This window comes from Achromobacter sp. ACM01, from assembly GCF_014851745.1.
Classification (GTDB): domain Bacteria; phylum Pseudomonadota; class Gammaproteobacteria; order Burkholderiales; family Burkholderiaceae_B; genus Achromobacter; species Achromobacter aegrifaciens.
Genome location: NZ_JACVAF010000003.1, coordinates 475,417 through 494,635 on the forward strand (window position 1 = coordinate 475,417; position 19,219 = coordinate 494,635).

The 19,219-nt window shown below is 67.1% G+C and carries 17 protein-coding genes; 6 read left to right on the top strand and 11 right to left on the bottom strand.

The annotated features are described in order from the left end of the window. Nucleotides 1-13 precede the first annotated feature (13 nt). The 3 genes from IB268_RS16955 to IB268_RS16965 form a co-directional block, all read right to left on the bottom strand. Nucleotides 14-667 carry a CoA transferase subunit B gene (locus IB268_RS16955; RefSeq protein WP_054450695.1) on the bottom strand — a complete coding sequence of 218 codons (654 nt, stop codon included), beginning with the start codon at nucleotides 665-667 and terminating at the stop codon, nucleotides 14-16. Between the two features lie 11 nt (nucleotides 668-678). Next, nucleotides 679-1,377, bottom strand: coding sequence for a CoA transferase subunit A (locus tag IB268_RS16960; RefSeq protein ID WP_025137174.1), 699 nt, complete (start codon nucleotides 1,375-1,377; stop codon nucleotides 679-681). 185 nt (nucleotides 1,378-1,562) lie between these two features. Further along, the gene (locus IB268_RS16965; protein WP_054450693.1) at nucleotides 1,563-2,012 is read right to left on the bottom strand and encodes a thioesterase family protein; all 450 of its coding nucleotides are present in this window, start codon (nucleotides 2,010-2,012) and stop codon (nucleotides 1,563-1,565) included. A 112-nt stretch (nucleotides 2,013-2,124) separates the two neighbouring features. Here IB268_RS16965 and IB268_RS16970 point away from each other — a divergent pair, with 112 nt between their 5' ends. The 4 genes from IB268_RS16970 to IB268_RS16985 all read left to right on the top strand — a co-directional run bounded on the left by IB268_RS16970 (nucleotide 2,125) and on the right by IB268_RS16985 (nucleotide 6,224). Then, entirely contained in the window at nucleotides 2,125-3,771 is a 1,647-nt protein-coding gene (locus IB268_RS16970; protein ID WP_054450691.1) for an electron transfer flavoprotein-ubiquinone oxidoreductase, read from the top strand. Nucleotides 3,772-3,846: 75 nt separating this feature from the next. After that, nucleotides 3,847-4,707: an NAD-dependent epimerase/dehydratase family protein gene (locus IB268_RS16975; protein WP_175161943.1), complete on the top strand. Its 861-nt coding sequence runs from the start codon at nucleotides 3,847-3,849 to the stop codon at nucleotides 4,705-4,707. Between the two features lie 72 nt (nucleotides 4,708-4,779). Then, nucleotides 4,780-5,883, top strand: coding sequence for a cytochrome (locus IB268_RS16980; protein WP_192354552.1), 1,104 nt, complete (start codon nucleotides 4,780-4,782; stop codon nucleotides 5,881-5,883). Continuing rightward, nucleotides 5,880-6,224, top strand: a complete 345-nt coding sequence (locus IB268_RS16985) for an antibiotic biosynthesis monooxygenase (RefSeq protein ID WP_054450685.1) — start codon at nucleotides 5,880-5,882, stop codon at nucleotides 6,222-6,224. Before IB268_RS16980 ends, IB268_RS16985 begins: the two co-directional genes overlap by 4 nt. A 10-nt stretch (nucleotides 6,225-6,234) precedes the next feature. On the opposite strand, the gene IB268_RS16990 is transcribed toward IB268_RS16985, so the two are convergent. From IB268_RS16990 to IB268_RS17010, 5 genes are read right to left on the bottom strand one after another with little or no spacing between them, the layout of a single operon-like run. Then, nucleotides 6,235-8,010: an ABC transporter ATP-binding protein gene (locus IB268_RS16990; RefSeq protein WP_175161939.1), complete on the bottom strand. Its 1,776-nt coding sequence runs from the start codon at nucleotides 8,008-8,010 to the stop codon at nucleotides 6,235-6,237. Continuing rightward, nucleotides 8,007-8,828, bottom strand: a complete 822-nt coding sequence (locus tag IB268_RS16995) for an ABC transporter permease (protein ID WP_054450682.1) — start codon at nucleotides 8,826-8,828, stop codon at nucleotides 8,007-8,009. The genes IB268_RS16990 and IB268_RS16995 overlap by 4 nt, the downstream gene beginning before the upstream one ends. A gap of 7 nt (nucleotides 8,829-8,835) precedes the next feature. Then, complete coding sequence (locus tag IB268_RS17000) at nucleotides 8,836-9,780, bottom strand: ABC transporter permease (RefSeq protein ID WP_013392266.1); 945 nt, start codon at nucleotides 9,778-9,780, stop codon at nucleotides 8,836-8,838. A 6-nt stretch (nucleotides 9,781-9,786) separates the two neighbouring features. Continuing rightward, complete coding sequence (locus IB268_RS17005; protein ID WP_192354553.1) at nucleotides 9,787-11,358, bottom strand: ABC transporter substrate-binding protein; 1,572 nt, start codon at nucleotides 11,356-11,358, stop codon at nucleotides 9,787-9,789. Nucleotides 11,359-11,408: 50 nt separating this feature from the next. After that, nucleotides 11,409-12,515 (bottom strand): C45 family peptidase, encoded by a 1,107-nt coding sequence (locus IB268_RS17010; RefSeq protein WP_192354554.1) that lies wholly within the window; start codon nucleotides 12,513-12,515, stop codon nucleotides 11,409-11,411. A 157-nt stretch (nucleotides 12,516-12,672) separates the two neighbouring features. On the opposite strand from IB268_RS17010, the gene IB268_RS17015 reads away from it, so the two are divergent. Beyond that, nucleotides 12,673-13,554: a GntR family transcriptional regulator gene (locus IB268_RS17015; protein WP_054450677.1), complete on the top strand. Its 882-nt coding sequence runs from the start codon at nucleotides 12,673-12,675 to the stop codon at nucleotides 13,552-13,554. Nucleotides 13,555-13,713: 159 nt separating this feature from the next. Next, nucleotides 13,714-15,048 (top strand): aspartate aminotransferase family protein, encoded by a 1,335-nt coding sequence (locus IB268_RS17020; protein ID WP_125472906.1) that lies wholly within the window; start codon nucleotides 13,714-13,716, stop codon nucleotides 15,046-15,048. 13 nt (nucleotides 15,049-15,061) lie between these two features. Here IB268_RS17020 and ltaE read toward each other — a convergent pair whose 3' ends face one another. From ltaE to acs, 3 genes are all read right to left on the bottom strand, one after another. Beyond that, entirely contained in the window at nucleotides 15,062-16,072 is a 1,011-nt protein-coding gene (gene ltaE, locus IB268_RS17025) for a low-specificity L-threonine aldolase (protein ID WP_119450962.1), read from the bottom strand. Between the two features lie 38 nt (nucleotides 16,073-16,110). Then, nucleotides 16,111-16,998 (bottom strand): DMT family transporter, encoded by an 888-nt coding sequence (locus IB268_RS17030; RefSeq protein WP_119450963.1) that lies wholly within the window; start codon nucleotides 16,996-16,998, stop codon nucleotides 16,111-16,113. Nucleotides 16,999-17,151: 153 nt separating this feature from the next. After that, nucleotides 17,152-19,131 carry an acetate--CoA ligase gene (gene acs, locus IB268_RS17035; RefSeq protein WP_054450671.1) on the bottom strand — a complete coding sequence of 660 codons (1,980 nt, stop codon included), beginning with the start codon at nucleotides 19,129-19,131 and terminating at the stop codon, nucleotides 17,152-17,154. Between the last annotated feature and the right edge of the window lie 88 nt (nucleotides 19,132-19,219).

The window sequence follows — 19,219 nt, forward strand, 5'->3', positions numbered from 1 at the left end:
TGCGGCGCAAGGATTACTTGACTGCCGACACGTCCAGCTTGGCCTGGGTCTTGGACTTGATCTCGTCCACCGTCACGCCCGGCGCCGTTTCCAGCAGCTTGAGGCCGTTTTCGGTGACTTCCATCACGCCCAGGTCGGTGATGATCAGGTCGACCACCCCCACGCCCGTCAGCGGCAGGTTGCATTCGGACAGCAGCTTGATGTCCTCGGTGCCGTCCTTTTTCTTGGCCACATGCTCCATCAGGACCACGACGCGGCCCACGCCCGCCACCAGGTCCATGGCGCCGCCCATGCCCTTGACCATCTTGCCCGGAATCATCCAGTTGGCCAGGTCGCCCTTTTCGGACACCTGCATGGCGCCAAGAATGGCCAGGTTGATCTTGCCGCCGCGGATCATCGCGAACGAATCCGCCGACGAGAAGATCGAGGAGCCGGGCAAGGTCGTGACCGTCTGCTTGCCTGCGTTGATGAGGTCGGCGTCGACTTCATCGTCGGTGGGGAACGGGCCGATGCCCAGCAGGCCGTTCTCGGATTGCAGCCACACTTCCATGCCCTTGGGCACGTGGTTGGCCACCAGGGTCGGCAAGCCGATGCCCAGGTTCACATAAAAGCCGTCTTGCAGCTCGCGCGCGGCGCGTGCCGCCATTTCATCGCGGGACCATGCCATGTCTGTTCTCCTTAGGCCGGGCGAGTGGTGCGTTGTTCGATGCGTTTTTCGGGCGTTGCATTCAGCACGATCCGATGCACATAGATGCCGGGCAGATGGATCTGATCGGGATCCAGGCTGCCGGTGTCAACGATTTCCTCGACTTCGACCACCGTGAACTTGCCCGCCATGGCGACGTTCGGATTGAAGTTGCGGGCGGTCTTGCGGAACACCAGGTTGCCGCTGCGGTCGGCGATGTGCGCCTTGACCAGCGACACGTCCGGCACCAGCGAACGCTCCATCACGTACTGCTGGCCATCGAACTCGCGGATTTCCTTGCCGTCGGCGACGATGGTGCCCACGCCGGTGCGGGTGAAGAAGGCCGGGATGCCGGCGCCGCCGGCGCGCAGCTTCTCGGCCAGCGTGCCCTGGGGAGTGAACTCCAGCTCGAGTTCGCCGGACAGGTACTGGCGCTCGAATTCCTTGTTCTCGCCCACGTAGGACGCAATCATCTTGCGGACCTGGCGCGTATTGAGCAGCTGGCCCAGGCCAAAGCCGTCGACGCCCGCGTTATTGCTGATGCAAGTGAGATCCTTTACGCCCGAATCGCGCAGCGCGGCGATCAGTGCCTCGGGAATGCCGCAAAGGCCGAAACCGCCCACGGCAATCATCTGGCCGTCCTTGACGATGCCTGCCAGCGCCTCCTGGGCGCTTGCAAAAACCTTGTCCATCGCTCCAACTCCTAGTTAAGGTCGAACTTGAAGAGGGCGCGGCTGCCGGCGCCGGTCCCAGCAACACCGTACGGAGTCCTGTGCGGCTGGCGCCTAGGGTGGCGCGCCCTTATTGCTTTTTTGATTTTGCGCTGATTTTACCGGCATGGCCGGCCAACGCACGCGCTATTTTGGCCGGCGCCGATTCAAGCCCCGGGCTTGAACATGGCGCCCAGCTTGGACAGCACCTCTTGCGGCCACGGGGCGGACGCATTGACCACATAGTCCATCCAGACTAGCACGTTGCGCGCGCGGGCATACGGACCGCCTTCGTCGCCCGCCTTCTCCAGCAGCAATTCGAATTCGGCGCTGGATCGGCCTATGCGCATGAGTTTGTGCGTCACGAGCACATTGGCGGGATAGGTCAGCGGCCGCAGAAAATCGCAGGACGCATGCGCCAGGATGAGCCCCTGATCTGCGGGGAGCGCGAAACCCGCGCCATAAAGTATCTGTATCCGGGCCTCTTCCATGAGGCGGAAATACATCGCATTGTTCAGATGATTCAGAGCGTCCGAGTCGCCCCACCGCAAAGGCAGTTCGACTTGATGGATATCTCCCACGGCCAGGATCCGCGCTGAGGTTTTGTCCGCGTTCACCAATTACTCCTGATGGCTAAAAGAAATACGAAGGCAACCATGGCCTCCGCCTGCAATACAATCGCCGATAATACTTCCAGCCATATATGGAATACATACGGGGAGCTTTGCAATGTCTGAACGCGAGTCGATGGAATATGACGTGGTCGTGGTTGGCGGTGGACCCGCCGGCCTGGCCACTGCTATCCGTCTTAAGCAGTTGGCCGCTGAGAAGAATCAGGAAATCGGCGTCTGCGTACTTGAAAAGGGCGCGGAACTGGGTGCACACATCCTGTCCGGCGCCGTCATGGACCCGCTGGCGCTGACCGAGCTCATCCCCGACTGGAAGGAAAAAGGCGCGCCCCTGAACGTGCCCGTCACGCATGACAAGTTCATGTTCCTGTCCGAGACCGGCGCGCGCACCACGCCCAACTGGCTGCTGCCGCCCTGTTTCCACAACGAAGGCAACTACATCGTCCGTCTGGGCGATGTCGTGAAGTGGATGGGCGAGCAGGCCGAGGCCCTGGGCGTGGACATCTTCCCGGGCTTCGCAGCCGTGGAAGTGCTGTACGACGAAAACGGCGCGGTCCGCGGCGTGGCCACCGGCGACATGGGCGTGGCCCGCGACGGTTCGCACACCGACCATTACCAGCCCGGCATGGAGCTGCACGCCCGCTACACCGTGTTCGCCGAAGGCGCGCGCGGCCAGCTGGGCCGCCAGCTGATCGAACGCTACAAGCTGGACGACGGCCGCAATCCTCAGTCCTACGGCATCGGCATCAAGGAAATGTGGGAAGTCGATCCGGCCCAATCCAAGCCCGGCCTGGTGATCCACACCGCCGGCTGGCCGCTGGACGCCGACACCTACGGCGGCTCCTTCCTCTATCACCTGGACAACAACCTGGTGGCGGTGGGCATGATCGTGGGCCTGGACTACGCCAACCCCTGGTTGTCGCCGTTCGACGAATTCCAGCGCTACAAGACGCACCCCGCCATCCGCGGCACCTTTGAAGGCGGCAAGCGCATCGCCTACGGCGCGCGCGCCATCACCGCGGGCGGCCTGCTGGCCCTGCCCAAGCTGACTTTCCCGGGCGGCGTGCTGGTCGGCTGCGAAGCCGGTTTCCTCAACGCCTCGCGCATCAAGGGCAGCCACGCCGCCATCAAGTCCGGCAAGCTGGCCGCCGAAGCCGCGTTCGACGCGCTGGTCGCTGACCGCCGCCAGGACGAGTTGGCCGCCTACCCCGCGGCCTTCGAGTCTTCCTGGCTGCATGCAGAACTGAACAAGGCGCGCAACTTCAAGCAGTGGTTCAAGAAGGGCCGCACCATCGCCACCGTGATGACCGGCGTCGAACAGCTGCTGCTCAAGGGCAAGATGCCCTGGACCCTGCGCCACAACAAGCCCGACCACGCCTGTCTGCAACCCGCATCGCAATGCGCGCGCATCGACTACCCCAAGCCCGACGGCAAACTGACCTTCGACAAGCTCAGCTCGGTGTTCATCTCGAACACCAACCATGACGAGAACGAACCCGTCCACCTGACGCTGAAGGATCCGTCCGTGCCAGTGCAGGTCAACCTGGCCAAGTATGGCGGCCCGGAATCGCGCTACTGCCCGGCGGGCGTGTACGAATTCGTCAAGGACGACCACGGCGAGGACCGCCTGCAGATCAACGCGCAGAACTGCGTGCACTGCAAGACCTGCGACATCAAGGACCCGACCCAGAACATCGTCTGGGTGGCCCCGCAAGGCGGCGAAGGGCCCGTGTACAGCGGCATGTAACGCTACCGGACGCCCGCGCCCGGCCACCGAAGGCGCCCCGCGGGGCGCTTTTTTTTTCGACAGGCAGAACTCTCCATGACCGAACGCGTACTCCTTATCGGCTGCGGCGACCTGGGTCAGCGCGCGGCCCGGCGTTTCCTGGCGCGCGGCGACGAAGTCTACGCGCTGCGCCGCAATCCACCGGTAGGGGATGCGGACGGCATCCACTGGCTGCGGGGCGACATCTCCCGCGCCGACGGGCTGCCCGCCCTGCCCCCGGGTGTCACGCGGCTCATCCACCTGCCCGCGCCCGGCGCGCGCGAAGCCGCCGCCTACCGCGCGGTGTTCGTCGATGGCCTGAAACACGTGCTGGACGCGCTGGACGCCACACAGCTCAAGCGCATCGTGTTCATCTCGTCCAGCGCGGTCTACGGCGAACACGAAGGCGGCTGGGTCGACGAAGACACGCCGCCCGCGCCGCTGGGCGTCAATGGCCGCATCCTGCTCGAGGCCGAAGCCGCGCTGGCGGCCCGCGGCCTGCCCTCGACCGCCTTGCGCCTGGCGGGCCTCTACGGCCCCGGACGCCTGCACTTGATCGAACGCCTGCGCCAAGGCGCGGCAGGCGCGCCGACCGCTCCCGAACACTGGGCCAACCGCATCCACATCGACGACGCGGCGGGGGCCGTGGTCCATCTGGCGCTGCTGCCCGACGTCGCGCCTGTCTACATAGGCTGCGACGATACGCCGCTGCCCCTGCACGAGCTCTATGCCGACCTCGCCAGGCTGATCGGCGCCCCCGCGCCGCGCGAGGCGCCGGCGCCGGCCAACGTCGGCAGCAAGAAGCTGAGCAACGCTCGCCTGCGCGCCAGCGGCTTCACCCTGCAATGGCCGGACTCGCGGCTCGGCTATGCCGCGCTGCTGGCGGCGGCAGGCAACCCGGACGCGCCGCAGGCATAGTTCGCCGCGCATCGAATCGTGGCCGTCAAGGCTGGCGGATACTGGCGGCCGTATCCATTACCGGCCATCGCCATGCATCCTGCCCATCCCCTGCAGGCGGTCACTCACCCCGACCCCTACCCGTACTACGCCGCGCTGGCGCGCGAGCGGCCGCTGTATCGCGAGGCGGCGCTGGACCTGTGGGTGGCCAGCCATCCGGACGCGATAGCGGCCATCATGCAGCATCCGGCCGCGCGCGTGCGCCCGGCCGCGGAGCCCGTGCCCAAGGCGCTGTGTCCAGGCCCGGCGGGCGAACTCTTCGGCCGCTTCGTGCGCATGAACGACAGCGCAACGCACACGCAGGTGAAGGCCCTGCTGAGCGCCTACCTCCGCGAACAATCGGCGCGGCCCTGTACGCCCGCGTGTCCCGATCCCGGCCCCCTGGACGCCGCCGCCGTCGACCGTTACCTGAGCGCCGCGCCGGTGCATGCGCAAGCCGCCTTCCTGGGGCTGCCGCCTGACCTGCATGCGGATTGCGCCGCCGATATTGCGGCGTTCCTGTCCGCGCTGCCCGCCGCCGCAGCGGCGGATCGCATCGAAGCGGGACACGCCGCAGCGCAGCGCCTGCAGACACGCCTGGAATCGCATCTGCAAGCCCCCGACGCCGCGCCGGCCCTGCGCCGGCTGCGCGAAGACGGCGCGCGGGCGGAGATAGCGCCCGCGGTGCTGGCCGCCAACCTGGCCGGCCTGCTGTTCCAGTCCTGCGAGGCGGGCGCCGGCCTGCTGGGCAACGCCATCGTCCTGGCCGGACGGCGCGGCCTGCGCGCGGATCTCACGGACGCTGCGGCGCTGGCCCTGGTGGACGACGTGGAACGCAGCGACCCGCCGTTGCACAACACGCGGCGCTTTCTCGCCGCGGGCATGGACGTCTGCGGCTTGCGCATCGAAGCCGGCCAGACCGTGCTGCTGGTGCTGGCCGCGGCCGCCACGGTGCAACCCGAGGCGCACTGGACTTTCGGCGCTTTCGGGCATGCCTGCCCGGGCCGCCTTCCGGCCCGCCTGCATGCGGCGGGCGCGCTCACGCGCCTGCTGCGCGCAGGCCTGGATGCCGCCGCGCTGGCGGCCCGTTTCCGTTACCGGCCGCTGCCCAACGCGCGCGTGCCGCAGTTTGATTTTTCCGAGGAACAAGCACCATGATCGCAGTGATATTCGAAGTCGAACCCGCCCACGGCAACCCCGATCCCTATCTGCACATCGCCGCCAGCCTGATCGACGAGCTGAAGGCCATTGACGGCTTCATCTCGGTCGAACGTTTCCAGAGCCTGAGCGATCCGGGCAAGCTGCTGTCGCTGTCGTTCTGGCGCGATGAAGCGGCGGTCCAGCGCTGGCGCACGCTGGAGTCGCACCGCCGGGCCCAGGAAGCCGGGCGCGGCGGTGTCTTCGCCAATTACCGCTTGCGCGTGGCACAGGTGCTGCGCGACTACGGCATGAACCAGCGCGACGCGGCGCCCGTCGACAGCCGCGAGCGGCACGGCTGAGGCCCCCGCCTCAGGCCCCGGCCGCGGCTGCCGCCAGCGCCACCCGGTGGGTCGCGCCTGATTCGAGTACCGCCGTCATTGCGGGCAGGCCCGGCGCGGACGAGGGATCGAAGTAATCGGCCTCGTCGCGCCCCGGGCCCGCCGGCAGGTCGCGCACTTCCACGCGAAAGCCCTCGGTCCGGTTGCCGCGCAGTTCCGGCACCGCCTGCAACAGGCGGCGCGTGTAGGGATGCGTGGGCCGGTCGAACACTTCGTCGCGCGTGCCTTCTTCGACGATATGGCCGCGCAGCATCACCACCACGCGGTCGGCGATCTGCTCGACCACGCCCAGGTCATGCGAGATCAGCAGGCAGGCAAAGCCGTGTGAACGCTGCAGCGACATCAGAGTCTCCAGCACCTGCTTCTGCACGGTGACGTCCAGCGCCGACACTGGCTCGTCCGCGATGATGACCTCGGGCCGCAGCACCAGCGCCCGCGCGATGGCCACGCGCTGGCGCTGGCCGCCGGACAGCTCGTGCGCATAGCGCTCGGCGTAGTCCTCGCCCAAGCCCACGTCCCGCAACGCGTCGGCCACGCGCTTGCGGCGGATGTCCGCCGTCATGCCGGCTTCCAGCCGCAGGCCCTCCCCCACCAGGTCGCCGATGGTCATGCGCGGATCCAGCGATGAATAGGGATCCTGGAACACCATCTGCACCCGCCGGCGCGCCGCCTGCCACGACTGCCCCGAACCGCCCGCGGGCAAGGCCTGGCCGTCCAGTTCGATGCGCCCCTGGGCCTGCGGCACCAGTCCCAGGATGGACATCATGACCGTGGTCTTGCCGCTGCCCGATTCGCCGACGATGGCCAGCGTTTCCCCCGGCGCCACCGCGAACGTCGCGCGGTGCACGGCGCGCACCGCGCGCTTGCGGAACCAGCCCTCGCGGACCGAGTAGTCGATCGCCAATCCGTCCACCTGCAGGATGGGCGCCGCTTCGACGGCAGGCCGGGCCGGACCGCGCTTGGGCAACGCGTCCAGCAGGCTGAGCGTGTACGGATCCGCCGGCCGCGACAGCACCTCGGCCACCGGCCCGGTCTCGACCGCCCGGCCGCGGCACATCACCAGCACGCGCTGCGTGTACGCGGCCACCAGCGCCAGGTTGTGGCTGATGAAGATCAGCGCCGTGCCCTGCTCGCGCGTCAGTTCGCACATCAGGTCCAGCACTTCCTTCTGCACCACGCAGTCCAGCGCGGTGGTGGGTTCGTCCGCGATCAGGAGGCGCGGCTTGAGCAGCATCACGCCCGCCAGCAGAATGCGCTGGCGCATGCCGCCGGAGAATTCATGCGGATAGCGCTTCATGCAATCCTGCGCGTCGCGCACGCGCACCCGCTCCAGCATCCGGACGGCTTCGTCCCAGGCCTCGCGGCGCGCCATGCCACGGCGCAGAACCAGCGCCTCGATCAGTTGTTCGCCCACGCGGAACGCCGGGTTGAGCGACACCATCGGCTCCTGGAACACCATGCCGATGCCGGTGCCGCGCTTCGCCAGCCAGTCGCGCGGCGCCTGCTGCAACAGGTCCTGGCCTTCGAACAGCGCCTGTCCGCCGGTGATGCGCGCCGAATCGGGCAACAGGCCCAGCAGCGTCTTGCCGATCAGCGTCTTGCCGCTGCCGGACTCACCGACGATGGACAGCGATTCGCCTGCGTGCAGATCGAATGACACCCGGTTCACCACCGGCGCGGCGTCGCGCTTGCCCGGAAAGCGGATCTCCAGGTCGCGCACGGACAGCAAGGGTTGCGCAGCGCTCATGCCATCACCCCCCGCATGCGCGGATCCAGCAGATCGCGCACCGCATCGCCCAGCAGATTGATGCCCAGCAGGCTCAACGAAATCATGGCGCCCGGAAACACCGCCAGCCAGATGGCCTGGTCCATGGCGTTGCGGCTTTCGGACAGCATGCCGCCCCAGGTGGCCAGCGGCGGCGGCACGCCCAGGCCCAGGAAGCTCAGCGCGCTTTCCGCCAGCAGGGCGGAACCGAAGATCGAGGTCGCGAAGATCAGCAACGGCGGCAGGCAGTTGGGCAGTACGTGGCGGAACACGGTCCATAGCCCCCCATGGCCGGTGGCGCGCGAGGCAATGACGAAATCGCGCTGGCGCAGGGACAGCGCCGCGCCGCGCGCGATGCGCGACACCGACGGCGAATACGCCAGGCCCAGCGCCAGCACCACGCCCCATTTGGACGGCCCCAGCACGGTCATGATCCCGAGCGCGAGCAGGAGGCCCGGAAACGCCATCAGCGATTCCACCAGCACGGTGATGCCGCGATCGACCCAGCCGCCCGCATAGCCGGCCGTGACGCCTATCGTCGTGCCCAAGAGCAGCGCCAGCAGCACGGAAAACACGCTGACCGCCACGCTGACCCCGGCGCCCGCCATCAGCCGCGACAGCACGTCGCGGCCGAATTCATCGGTGCCCAGCCAGTACTCCGCCGACGGCGGCGAAAAGCGCGCCAGCAGATCGCCTTCCAGCGGATCGTGCGGCGTGTACACCAGCCCGACCAGGGCCAGCAGCACGACGCCCCCGACCAGCGCGCCGCCCAGTACGGCATTGGTATGTTTAAAGCCCATGATGATCCTATTGAAGCTTCACGCGCGGGTCGAACAGCGGATACAGCAGATCCACCACCAGGTTGACCGCCACGTACAAGAGCGCGATGAACAGCAGGCAGCCCTGCACCACGGGGTAGTCCCGCGCATAGATGCTTTCCACCAGCAGCCGCCCGATGCCCGGCAGCGTGAACACGGTCTCGATCACCGCGGCGCCCGACAGCAGATGGCCCAGCATCAGGCCGATCACCGTCAAGGTGGGGCCGAACGAATTGGGCAGCACATGGCGCAGCATGACGCGCTTTTCCGGCAGGCCCTTGGCGCGCGCATGCGCCACGTATTCCAGCCGCAGCGTCTCGATGGTGCTGGCGCGCATCATGCGCGTGATGGCCGCGATTTCCGTCAGCACGATGGCGCAGACCGGCAGCACCAGATACCGCGCCGCGCCCAGTCCGCCCTGGGCGATGGATTCGAAGCCATACACCGGCAGCCAGTTCAGCTTCACGCCAAACAGCCAGATCAGCAGGATGCCGACCCAGAAGCTGGGCATGGATACGAACAGGATCGAGGTCGACACGATGGCGGTGTCGGCGCGGCGGTTCTGGCGCCAGGCGGCCACCATGCCGGCGGGCACCGCCACCAGGCAGGCCAGCAGCGTGGCGGTCAGCACCACCTGGGCCGTCACCGCAAAATGCGTCAGCACCAGATGCATCACGGGTTCGCGCCGCGCGATGGACATGCCCAGATCGCCCTGCAGCGCGTTGCCCACCCAGATCAGGAACTGCTCGCCTACAGGACGGTCCAGTCCCAGCGCGTGGCGCATTTCCGCCAGCAGCGCCGGGTTGTCGATATCGCCCAGCATCAGCGACGCAGGATCCCCGGGGATCGCGCGTATCAGCGCGAACACGAGCACCGTGACGACGATCACGGTGGGCACCGACGCCGCGATGCGCTTGAGTAGATAGCCCAGCACGGCGCCTCAGTTCTTGGTCACGTTGAAGAAACGCGGCTTGCGCAGCGGCCAGCCGGTAAAGCCCTGCAGCTTGCTGGAAACGACCACATAGCCGGGCTTGTTGTAGTACATCAGCAGCGGCGTGTCGCGCAGCATCAGGGCATGCAGCTTGTCGAAGGCCTGCTTACGCACGGCAGGATCGGATTCGGCTTCTATGCCTTCCAGGATGGCCGCGGCCTCCGGACTTTCCCACTGGGCCATGGGCGTTTTGGACTTATCGCCGATCACGTCGCGGAACATCAGCGCCGGCTCCGTGCGCGCGGAATACGCGAATGCCATCAGCTGGAACTTGCCTTCGCGGAAGTTGGTCACCTGGGTGCCCCATTCCAGCATGTCCAGCTCGGCCTTGATGCCGGCCTTGCCCAACAGCTGCTGCGTCACCACCGCGACGCGGTACAGGTAGGGATAGCGCTTGTTGGCCTGCAGCTTCAGGGGCTCGCCGCGGTAGCCGGCGGCATCGAGCAGGCGCTTGACCTCTTTCAGGTTCTTCTCGTAGCCGGCGCGGTCGGCCTCGGAGTAGTAGACGCTGGCCGCGGGCACCAGGGACGGGTTATAGGCCGCCTGGCCGTTATTCAAAGCCTTGGCGATGCCGGGAAAGTCCAGCGCCAGCGCGATGGCGCGGCGCATGTTCACATCCGACAGCAAGGGCGCGCGCGTCTGCATCAGCAGGTTGACGGTGTCCAGGCCCTGCTCGGTGACGATGTTCCAGCGCGGGTCCTTGGCCGGCAGATTGTCTTCGTCCGCGTTGTAGGCGTCGACCTGCCCCGCCATGAGCGCCGCCTTCTGCGCGGCCGCATCCGGAATCACCACGAAGCGCACATTGGCCCGCGCCACTTTCTTGCCGGCCATGCCGCTGGGCGCTTCCTCGCGCGGCTTGTAGGCGGCGTACGGCGTCAGCAGCAGGTACTGTTCCTTCTTCCATTCCGCCAGCACGTAAGGACCGGTGCCGATGGGCCTGGCCCACTTGCCGTCGGCGTCGACGCTCTTGGCGCTCAGCACCGGCATCGGGCACTGCACGCTGGCCATCTGGTCCAGGAACAGCGCGTAGGGCTGCTCCAGCCTGAACACCACGGTGGCCGGATCGGGCGTCTCCACCGCCACGACCTTGGCGCCCTTGCTGCCGTCGTAGAGGTTCTTGCAGGAGTACTCGGACTGGGCGCCGTTGAGGTAGTCGTAGGTCCATTTGACGTCGGCCGAGGTCATGGGCGTGCCGTCATGGAAGGTGACGCCCTGGCGCAGCTTGAAGGTATAGGCGCGCTTGTCGTCGGACAGCGTCCAGCTGTCGGCCAGCATGGGGGCCACGCTCATGTCGGCGCGCAGCGCCACCAGGGACTCCACCACGTGCGCCAGCACGTTGTCGGTGGAAGTGTTGCGGGACCGCCCGCCGGGCAGCGTGGTCGGCGTGCCCGACCCTTCGGCGTAGCGGATTTCTGGCGCGGCGGCCTGCGCCCGCACGGCGGCGGGCAGAGCGGCCACGGCGGCGGCCAGCGCGGCGGACAACAGCAGCGCGTTCTTGGCGCGCGTAGCATGCGAATTCATAGGGATCACTCCAGGCGCGGCGCTCGCCGCATACGGGTCTGGGGGCCGGCTCAGAAGAGCCGGTACTCCGCGAAGTTGCGTCCTTCGTAGGGCTTGCGCGCGATCCACATCACGCCGCTGGCCGGCTCCATCAAGGTGGTGGCCACCGTGGCCGAGATGCTGTCGAAACTGGCCGGCTTGGGCGAACGCAGCACGCCGTCGGGCGCGGCGAAGTCGTCGGCCAGGATGCGCTTGACCGTGTCCCAGTCGATGCCGCCCGTGGCGCGCGCCAGCATGTCCTGCACACGGCGCTGGCGGTAGATCGAATCCGGATTGGCCGCCAGCCCTTTGTCGAACAGCTTGGCGCGCGCGGGCGGGCTGATCCAGTGGTTGGCATGTGCCAGCAGGCCGTCCTCGGGGGTGATCCAAAAGATTTCGTCGGGCGAGCACTCCAGGTCGACCGCCTCGCCCTGCGCCTGCGCCAGCATCAGGTTGTTGGAGCAAAAGCGGCGCGAGGCCCACAGCACCTTCATGGCGTTGCAGATGTTGCTGGCTTCCAGCATCTTGCGCCGCACCAGCACCAGCGGCACCTCGGCGGGGCGCTGATAGTCGTGTTCGCAAGACAGGAAATTGCCGGACAGGGAAACGCCCGCGCTGTTGAAACCGTGGCGCGCGAGGCTGCCGGCTTCCGTGAACACCAGCAGGTCGGGGCCGTCTTCGCGGCGCATGCGCAGCACGATGCCGGTGTCCACGCATTCCTCGCGCCAGTCCCAGTTATGGGCATGCATGAGCTTGCCGCCGGCGGCGGCCTCGGGCAGCACGACCAGGCCGGTGCAGCCATCGTCCAGCCCCTTGCGGGCGCGGCCCAGCTCGGCATGGCCGAACATCATTTCGGTGCGGCAGTTGATGACCACCACATCCTCCAGCGCCTGGCCCGATCCGTCGGCGATGCCGCGCAGCTCTTCCAGGTAGGCCGCGTCATAGTCGCCCACCACCGGCACCATGGCGGCGGCCAGTTCCTTCAAGCGGTCCGCGGCAACGCCGCGCCGCTCCAGCTGCCCGCGGTAGAGGGCCACGCTGCGCGCCACGCGCTCGGGGACGGCGGCGCCATGCTGGCGGCCCCGCTCGTATGGGCTGCCCTGTACATCGACCAGGGGGAAGGGGGTGGGCAAAGTCACGGCTCAAGGCTCCGGAGCAAGGTTCAAGACGGGCAAATTTTGTACTAATATAAGAAAAAGTTCAATACAAGGGTTTCCCCGGGGCCACTATCGCGAACGTTGCGCGCGTAGCTCTCCGGTACCATTCCGACTCCGTCGCCCTTCGCGCCCATCCTTCATGTCCAACGCCGCTCCCGCCCGCCCCACTCCGCTGCAAGTCGACCTGGCGCGCCTTATCGCGGAAGACATCGTGGCCCGGCGCCATGCGCCCGGCGACCACCTGTCCGAGGAAACGTTGGCCGCGAGCTACGAGGTGTCGCGCACGCCCGTGCGCGGCGCGCTGAAGCTGCTGGCCGCGCAGGGCCTCATCACGCACCGCCCCAACAGCGGCTACACGGTAGCGGCGCATGCGGCGGCCGCGCCCCCCGCCATCGAGGGCGCCGGCCCCACCCAGGACGAGCTATACCGGCGCCTGATCGATGACCGCGCCTCGCGCGAGCTGCCGGAAACCTTTACCGAGCGCGACCTGCAACAGCGCTATCCAGCGCCGCGCAGCGTGCTGACCAAGACCTTGTTGCAGCTCTCCGCGGACGGCCTGATCGAGAAGCGCAAGGGCCATGGCTGGCAATTCGCGCCGTCGCTGGAAAACCGCGACGCGCTCAACGAGAGCTACCGCTTCCGCATGACGATCGAATGCGCCGGCCTGCTGGAACCCACGTTCCGCCTGGACCGCGAGGCGCTGGCCCGCATGCGCGCCGCGCATGAAGCGCTGGCCGCGCGCAGCGACGCCGACATCTCGGCCACCGAGTTCTTCAATCTCAACGCCTCGTTCCACGAGATGCTGGCCCGCTTCTCGGGCAACCGCTACATCCTGCAGGCGGTGCAGCAGCAGAACCAATTGCGCCGGCTGGAAGAGCATGCCGCGTTCTACCGCGACGCGCGCTTCATCAACTCCAGCAGCGAACACCTGCAGATCATCGACGCGCTCGAGGCCGGCGACCAGGAGTGGGCTTCGCAGCTCATGCGGCGCCACTTGAAGACCTCGCTGCAAGTGTCCTGACACCCTTTCCGCTTTCATTCATCCGCCAGCCCGCCGTCGCGGGCCCTCGGCACGCATGGCGTCCTCGTTGCGGCGTACCTTCGGGTCTTCTTGTATTGTATTTATCAATTGATTAATACAAAATAGAAAGCCCGAATATCTCTTCACGCCGGAACACCCATGCCATCGTCAGCGCCTCATCCCACTCCCGCCATCAACGCCGAAGCCTATTGGATGCCCTTCACCGCGAACCGCCGCTACAAGCGCGCGCCCGTGCTGTTCAGCGCCGCCGAGGGCATGCACTACATCCGGCCGGACGGACGCCGCGTGCTGGACGGCATTGCGGGCCTGTGGTGCGTGAACGCCGGACACCGCCGCCCGGAAATCGTCGAGGCCATCGCCCGCACCGCCCATGAACTGGACTACGCGCCGTCGTTCCAGATGAGCCATCCCCTGGCCTTCGAGCTGGCCGAGTCCTTGCGCCAGGAAGCGCCCGCCGGGTTCTCCAACGTGTTTTTCTCGAACTCCGGATCCGAAGCGGTGGACACCGCGCTGAAGATCGCGCTGGGCTATCACCGCGCGCGCGGACAGGGCCAGCGCGTGCGCCTGATCGGGCGCGAGCGCTCGTACCACGGGGTGGGGTTCGGCGGCCTGTCGGTGTCGGGCATCGCCGGCCACCGCAAGCCTTTCGGCAATCTGCTGCCCTACGTGGACCATCTGCCGCACACCTATGACCGCAGCCAGATGGCCTACACGCGCGGCCAGCCGGACTGGGGCGCCCACCTGGCCGATACGCTGGAGCGCATCGTCGCGCTGCATGACGCCTCCACCATCGCAGCCGTCATCGTGGAACCCGTGGCGGGCTCGACCGGCGTGCTGGTGCCGCCCAAGGGCTATCTGCAGAAGCTGCGGCAGATCTGCGACGCGCACGGCATCCTGCTGATCTTCGACGAAGTGATCTGCGCCTTCGGCCGCATCGATGGCGCGTTCGCCTCATCGCACTTCGGCGTCACGCCCGACATCATCACCAGCGCCAAGGGGCTGACCAACGGCGCCATCCCCATGGGCGCCACGCTGGTGCAGCAGCATGTCTACGATGCGTTCATGCAGGGGCCGGACAGCGCCATCGAGCTGTCGCATGGCTACACCTATTCCGGCCATCCCGTGGCTTGCGCCGCCGGCCTCGCGACCCTGGACATCTGCCGCCGCGAAGGCCTATTCCAGCGCAGCCGCGAACTCTGGCGCTATTGGGAAGACGCGGCGCACAGCCTGAAGGGACTGCCGCACGTAGTGGACATCCGCAACATCGGCCTCCTGGCCGCCATCGAACTCGAACCGCTGGAAGGCAAGCCCGGCCAGCGGGCGTACGCCGTGCACCAGGCCTGCCTGGAACGCGGCTGCCTGATCCGTTCGGCGGGCGACACCATGCTGTTGTCGCCCCCGCTCATCATCGAGCGCGCGCAGATCGACGAATTGTTCTCGGTCTTGTCGGACGTGCTGCGCGCGGACGCCTGAGCGCCCGCCCCGCTTATGCCAGGTGCCGGGTCACCGCCTGGACCACCTGCCGCACGTCAGCGGCGGACACGTCCAGGTGCGTGACCAGGCGGGTCGGGCCGCCATACACAGCCCGCATCTGGATACCGTCAGCCGCCAGCTTGGCGGTGAGTTCATCGCAGCGCGCGGGCTCGAATTCCGCGAACACCATGTTGGTGTCCTGGCTCAATACCTTTACGCCCGGAATGGCGCGCAGCCCTTCTGCCAGCAGCCGGGCGTTCTCGTGGTCTTCGGCCAGGCGCTCCACGTTGTGCTCCAGCGCATACAGGCAGGCCGCGGCCAGCACGCCAGCCTGGCGCAAACCGCCGCCCAGCATCTTGCGCCAGCGGCGGGCGCGGGCGATGAGTTCGACGCTGCCGACCAGCACCGACCCCACGGGCGCGCCCAGGCCCTTGGAAAAACAGATGGACACCGTGTCGAAAGGCGCGCACAGGTCCGCCACCGGCTTGCCGCTGGCGACGGCCGCGTTGAACACGCGGGCGCCGTCCAGATGCGTCGCCAGGCCATGCTGGCGCGCCCAGTCGGTCGCGGCCTGCACGTAGCTGGCCGGAATCAGCTTTCCGTGGAAAGTATTCTCCAGCGCCAGCAAGCGGGTGCGGGCGAAATGCGCGTCGCCCTCGGGCTTGAGCGCCGCGGTCAACTTGTCCAGCGGCAAGGAGCCGTCCGCCGCATGTTCTATGGGCTGCGGCTGGATGCTGCCCAGCACGGCCGCCCCGCCCCCTTCGTACTTATAGGTGTGCGCAAGCTGGCCCACCAGGTACTCGTCGCCGCGCTCGCAATGGGCCATCAGAGCCCCCAGATTGCTTTGCGTGCCAGAGGGGAAAAACAGCCCGGCCGCCTTGCCCGTGCGCTCGGCAACCGCCTCCTGCAGGCGGATCACGGTCGGGTCATCGCCCATCACGTCATCGCCCAGGGGCGCGCAGACCATGGCCTGCAACATGGCTGCGGATGGCCGGGTGACTGTGTCGCTACGCAGATCGATCATGGAAAATCCCAGGATAGGAAAAGGAATATGGAAAGCGCTTATTCGGCGCGCGCCGCCGGCGCCGCGCGGCTCACTACCCAGATGCCGGCCAGGATCAGCGCCATGCCGCCCAGCTCAGCCGCGGTAGGCTGCTCGGACAGCAGCGCCCAGGCGAACAGCATGGCCACGACTGGCACGCCCAGGCTGGACAGGCCTGCGATCGACGCCGGCACCAGTCGCACCACCAGCAGCCACAACAACCAGCCCGCGGCGGTCGCGATCAGCACGATGTAAGCCATGCCGGCCCAGAGCTGCCAGCCCCACTGGGCCGGCATCTGCGGCACCAGAAAGGCGACCGGCGTCATGACCAGTCCGCCCAGCAGCATCTGCCAGGCGGTGAATGTCATCACATCGGGCGCGTGCCGCTCGAACATGCGCTTGGACAGCACGGTGCCCACGCCCCAGCACAGGCCGCTGCCCAGCCCCAGCAACACGGGCCGGATATCGCCCAGGCCGTTCCAGGGTTCGACGAAGCAGACCAGCCCGATGGCGGCCAGCGCAATGCCCACCCCATGCCGCGCCGTGGGACGTTCGCCCAGCAGCCACCACGCGAAGAGGATCACCCAGAACGGCATCGTGTACGCCATGAGCGAGACCTTGCCCACGCCGCCCGACACCAGCGCCGTCTGTACAAAACCCTGGAATCCGGCCGTCTGCGTCAGACCGATCAGCAATGTCAGCTTCCAGGGCGGCATCGCCAGCGGCCGCCGCATCGCGATGGCCAGCGCGAACAGCACCAGGCCGCCCGAAACGTAGCGCAGCGCCACGAAATCGAAGGGACCGATGTAGGGAACGATCAGTTTCATCGCGATCCAGCTGCCCGCCCAGACCAGGATGGTGCTGAACATCAGGGCTAGCCCTGCTCGATCGAAACTGCTGCGGCTCACTGGCACGGCTCCGTGGGAAAAAATTCTGGGCGCGAAAAAGCAAATACGCCCGTACCGGCGGTTCCGATACGGGCGTATGACATTATGCGCCTGCCTTGCCTCCCGCGGAGGCTGCAGGCGGGCCGTTCCCGTCCATCAAGTGGACGGGAAGGATCACAGCGACTTGGCCAACTGATCCAGGATGGCCGGATTCTCCAGCGTGGAAACGTCCTGCGTGATTTCCTCGCCCTTGGCGACCACGCGCAACAGGCGGCGCATGATCTTGCCCGAGCGGGTCTTGGGCAGGTTGTCGCCGAAGCGGATGTCCTTGGGCTTGGCGATGGGGCCGATTTCCTTGGCCACCCAGTCGCGCAGCACCTTGGCGATGGCTTGCGCCTCTTCGCCTTCCGGACGCGAACGCTTGAGCACCACGAAGGCCACCACGGCTTCGCCCGTCGTGTCGTCCGGACGGCCCACCACCGCGGCTTCCGCCACCAGTTCGTGCGCCACCAGCGCGGACTCGACTTCCATCGTGCCCAGGCGGTGGCCGGACACGTTCAGCACGTCGTCGATGCGGCCCATGATCCAGAAATAGCCGTCGGCATCGCGCTGCGCGCCGTCGCCGGCCAGGTAGTAGCCGCGCAGTTCCGAGGGAAAGTAGCTCTTCTTGAAACGCTCCGGGTCACCCCAGATGTTGCGGATCATGGCGGGCCACGGACGCTTGATGACCAGGAAGCCGCCATTGCCCTGCTCCACGTCGCCGCCGGTCTCGTCGACGATGGCGGCGGCGATGCCCGGCAGCGGCAAGGTGCAGGAACCCGGCTTGGTCGGCGTGGCGCCAGGCAGCGGCGTGATCATGTGGCCGCCGGTCTCGGTCTGCCACCACGTGTCCACGATGGGGCAACGTTCGCGGCCGATGTTCTTGTGGTACCACATCCAGGCTTCGGGATTGATGGGCTCGCCCACCGTGCCGATGATGCGCAGGCTGTCCAGGTCGTAGTTCTGCGGATGCGCTTCGGGCGCGGCCTCGGCGGCCTTGATCAGCGAGCGGATCGCGGTGGGCGCGGTGTAGAAGGTGGTGACCTTGTGGCGCGCGATCATGTCCCAGAAGCGGCCGGCGTTGGGATAGGTCGGCACGCCTTCGAACACCACCTGCGTCAGGCCGGCGGCCAGCGGACCGTAGGTGATGTAGGTGTGGCCGGTGACCCAGCCCACGTCGGCCGTGCACCAGTACACGTCGTCCTTGCGGGCGTCGAAGGTCCACTTCACCGTCAGCAGCGCCCACAGCAGGTAGCCCGCCGAGGAATGCTGCACGCCCTTGGGCTTGCCGGTGGAGCCGGAGGTATAGAGGATGAAGAGCGGATGCTCGGCGTTGACCGGCACGGGTTCGCAGGTGTCGGGCTGGCCGGCTTCGACGTCGTGCATCCAGAGGTCGCGGCCTTCGTTCCATTGCACCTTGCCGCCGGTGCGGCGGTACACGATGACCTTGCTCACGGCCTCGCAGCCGCCCATGGTGAAGGCTTCTTCGACCGCGGGCTTGAGCGGGATGGTCTTGCCGCCGCGCACCTGCTCGTCGGCGGTGATGACCAGGGACGCGCCCACGTCCATGATGCGCTCCTGCAGGCTCTTGGCCGAGAAGCCGCCGAACACCACCGAGTGCGTCACGCCCAGGCGCGCGCAGGCCTGCATGGCCACCACGGCTTCGATCGACATGGGCATGTAGATGATGGCGCGGTCGCCCTTCTTGTAGCCCAGCGCCTTCATGCCGTTGGCGAAGCGGCAGACGCGCGCCAGCAGTTCGCGGTAGCTGACCTTGTTGACCTTGCCGTCGTCGGTTTCAAAGATGATGGCGGTCTTGTCGGCATTGCCGTTGGTCAGGTGCACGTCCAGACAGTTGGCCGACACGTTCAATTCGCCATCGCCGAACCAGCGGTAGAACGGCGCGTCCGATTCGTCCAGGACCTGCGTGAACGGCTTGGTCCACTGCAGGTTGTCGCGCGCCTGCCCGGCCCAGAATCCGTCGAAATCGTTTTCGACCTGCGCGCACAGCGCGTTGTAGGCCTCCATGCTGGGAATCGCGGCGCCTTCTGCTGCGCGCTCGGGCGGCGGGAACACCCGGGTTTCCACCAGTACGGACTCAATAGCGTTCGACATGATCTTTGTCTCCAATCGGTAATTCTGTTTGTTTGTGCCGCTTGTTCATTACCCAACCGCAACCGTATCGCCGCGCTCTTACGGGCAC

What these genes read in the sequence shown, in the direction of transcription:
- IB268_RS16955 (WP_054450695.1), bottom strand. Translation starts at nt 667, where the DNA reads ATGGCATGGTCCCGCGATGAAATGGCGGCACGCGCCGCGCGCGAGCTG.
- IB268_RS16980 (WP_192354552.1), top strand. Translation starts at nt 4,780, where the DNA reads ATGCATCCTGCCCATCCCCTGCAGGCGGTCACTCACCCCGACCCCTAC.
- IB268_RS16970 (WP_054450691.1), top strand. Translation starts at nt 2,125, where the DNA reads ATGTCTGAACGCGAGTCGATGGAATATGACGTGGTCGTGGTTGGCGGT.
- IB268_RS16960 (WP_025137174.1), bottom strand. Translation starts at nt 1,377, where the DNA reads ATGGACAAGGTTTTTGCAAGCGCCCAGGAGGCGCTGGCAGGCATCGTC.
- IB268_RS16995 (WP_054450682.1), bottom strand. Translation starts at nt 8,828, where the DNA reads ATGGGCTTTAAACATACCAATGCCGTACTGGGCGGCGCGCTGGTCGGG.
- IB268_RS16975 (WP_175161943.1), top strand. Translation starts at nt 3,847, where the DNA reads ATGACCGAACGCGTACTCCTTATCGGCTGCGGCGACCTGGGTCAGCGC.
- IB268_RS17005 (WP_192354553.1), bottom strand. Translation starts at nt 11,358, where the DNA reads ATGAATTCGCATGCTACGCGCGCCAAGAACGCGCTGCTGTTGTCCGCC.
- acs (WP_054450671.1), bottom strand. Translation starts at nt 19,131, where the DNA reads ATGTCGAACGCTATTGAGTCCGTACTGGTGGAAACCCGGGTGTTCCCG.
- IB268_RS16990 (WP_175161939.1), bottom strand. Translation starts at nt 8,010, where the DNA reads ATGAGCGCTGCGCAACCCTTGCTGTCCGTGCGCGACCTGGAGATCCGC.
- IB268_RS17015 (WP_054450677.1), top strand. Translation starts at nt 12,673, where the DNA reads ATGTCCAACGCCGCTCCCGCCCGCCCCACTCCGCTGCAAGTCGACCTG.
- IB268_RS16985 (WP_054450685.1), top strand. Translation starts at nt 5,880, where the DNA reads ATGATCGCAGTGATATTCGAAGTCGAACCCGCCCACGGCAACCCCGAT.
- ltaE (WP_119450962.1), bottom strand. Translation starts at nt 16,072, where the DNA reads ATGATCGATCTGCGTAGCGACACAGTCACCCGGCCATCCGCAGCCATG.
- IB268_RS17020 (WP_125472906.1), top strand. Translation starts at nt 13,714, where the DNA reads ATGCCATCGTCAGCGCCTCATCCCACTCCCGCCATCAACGCCGAAGCC.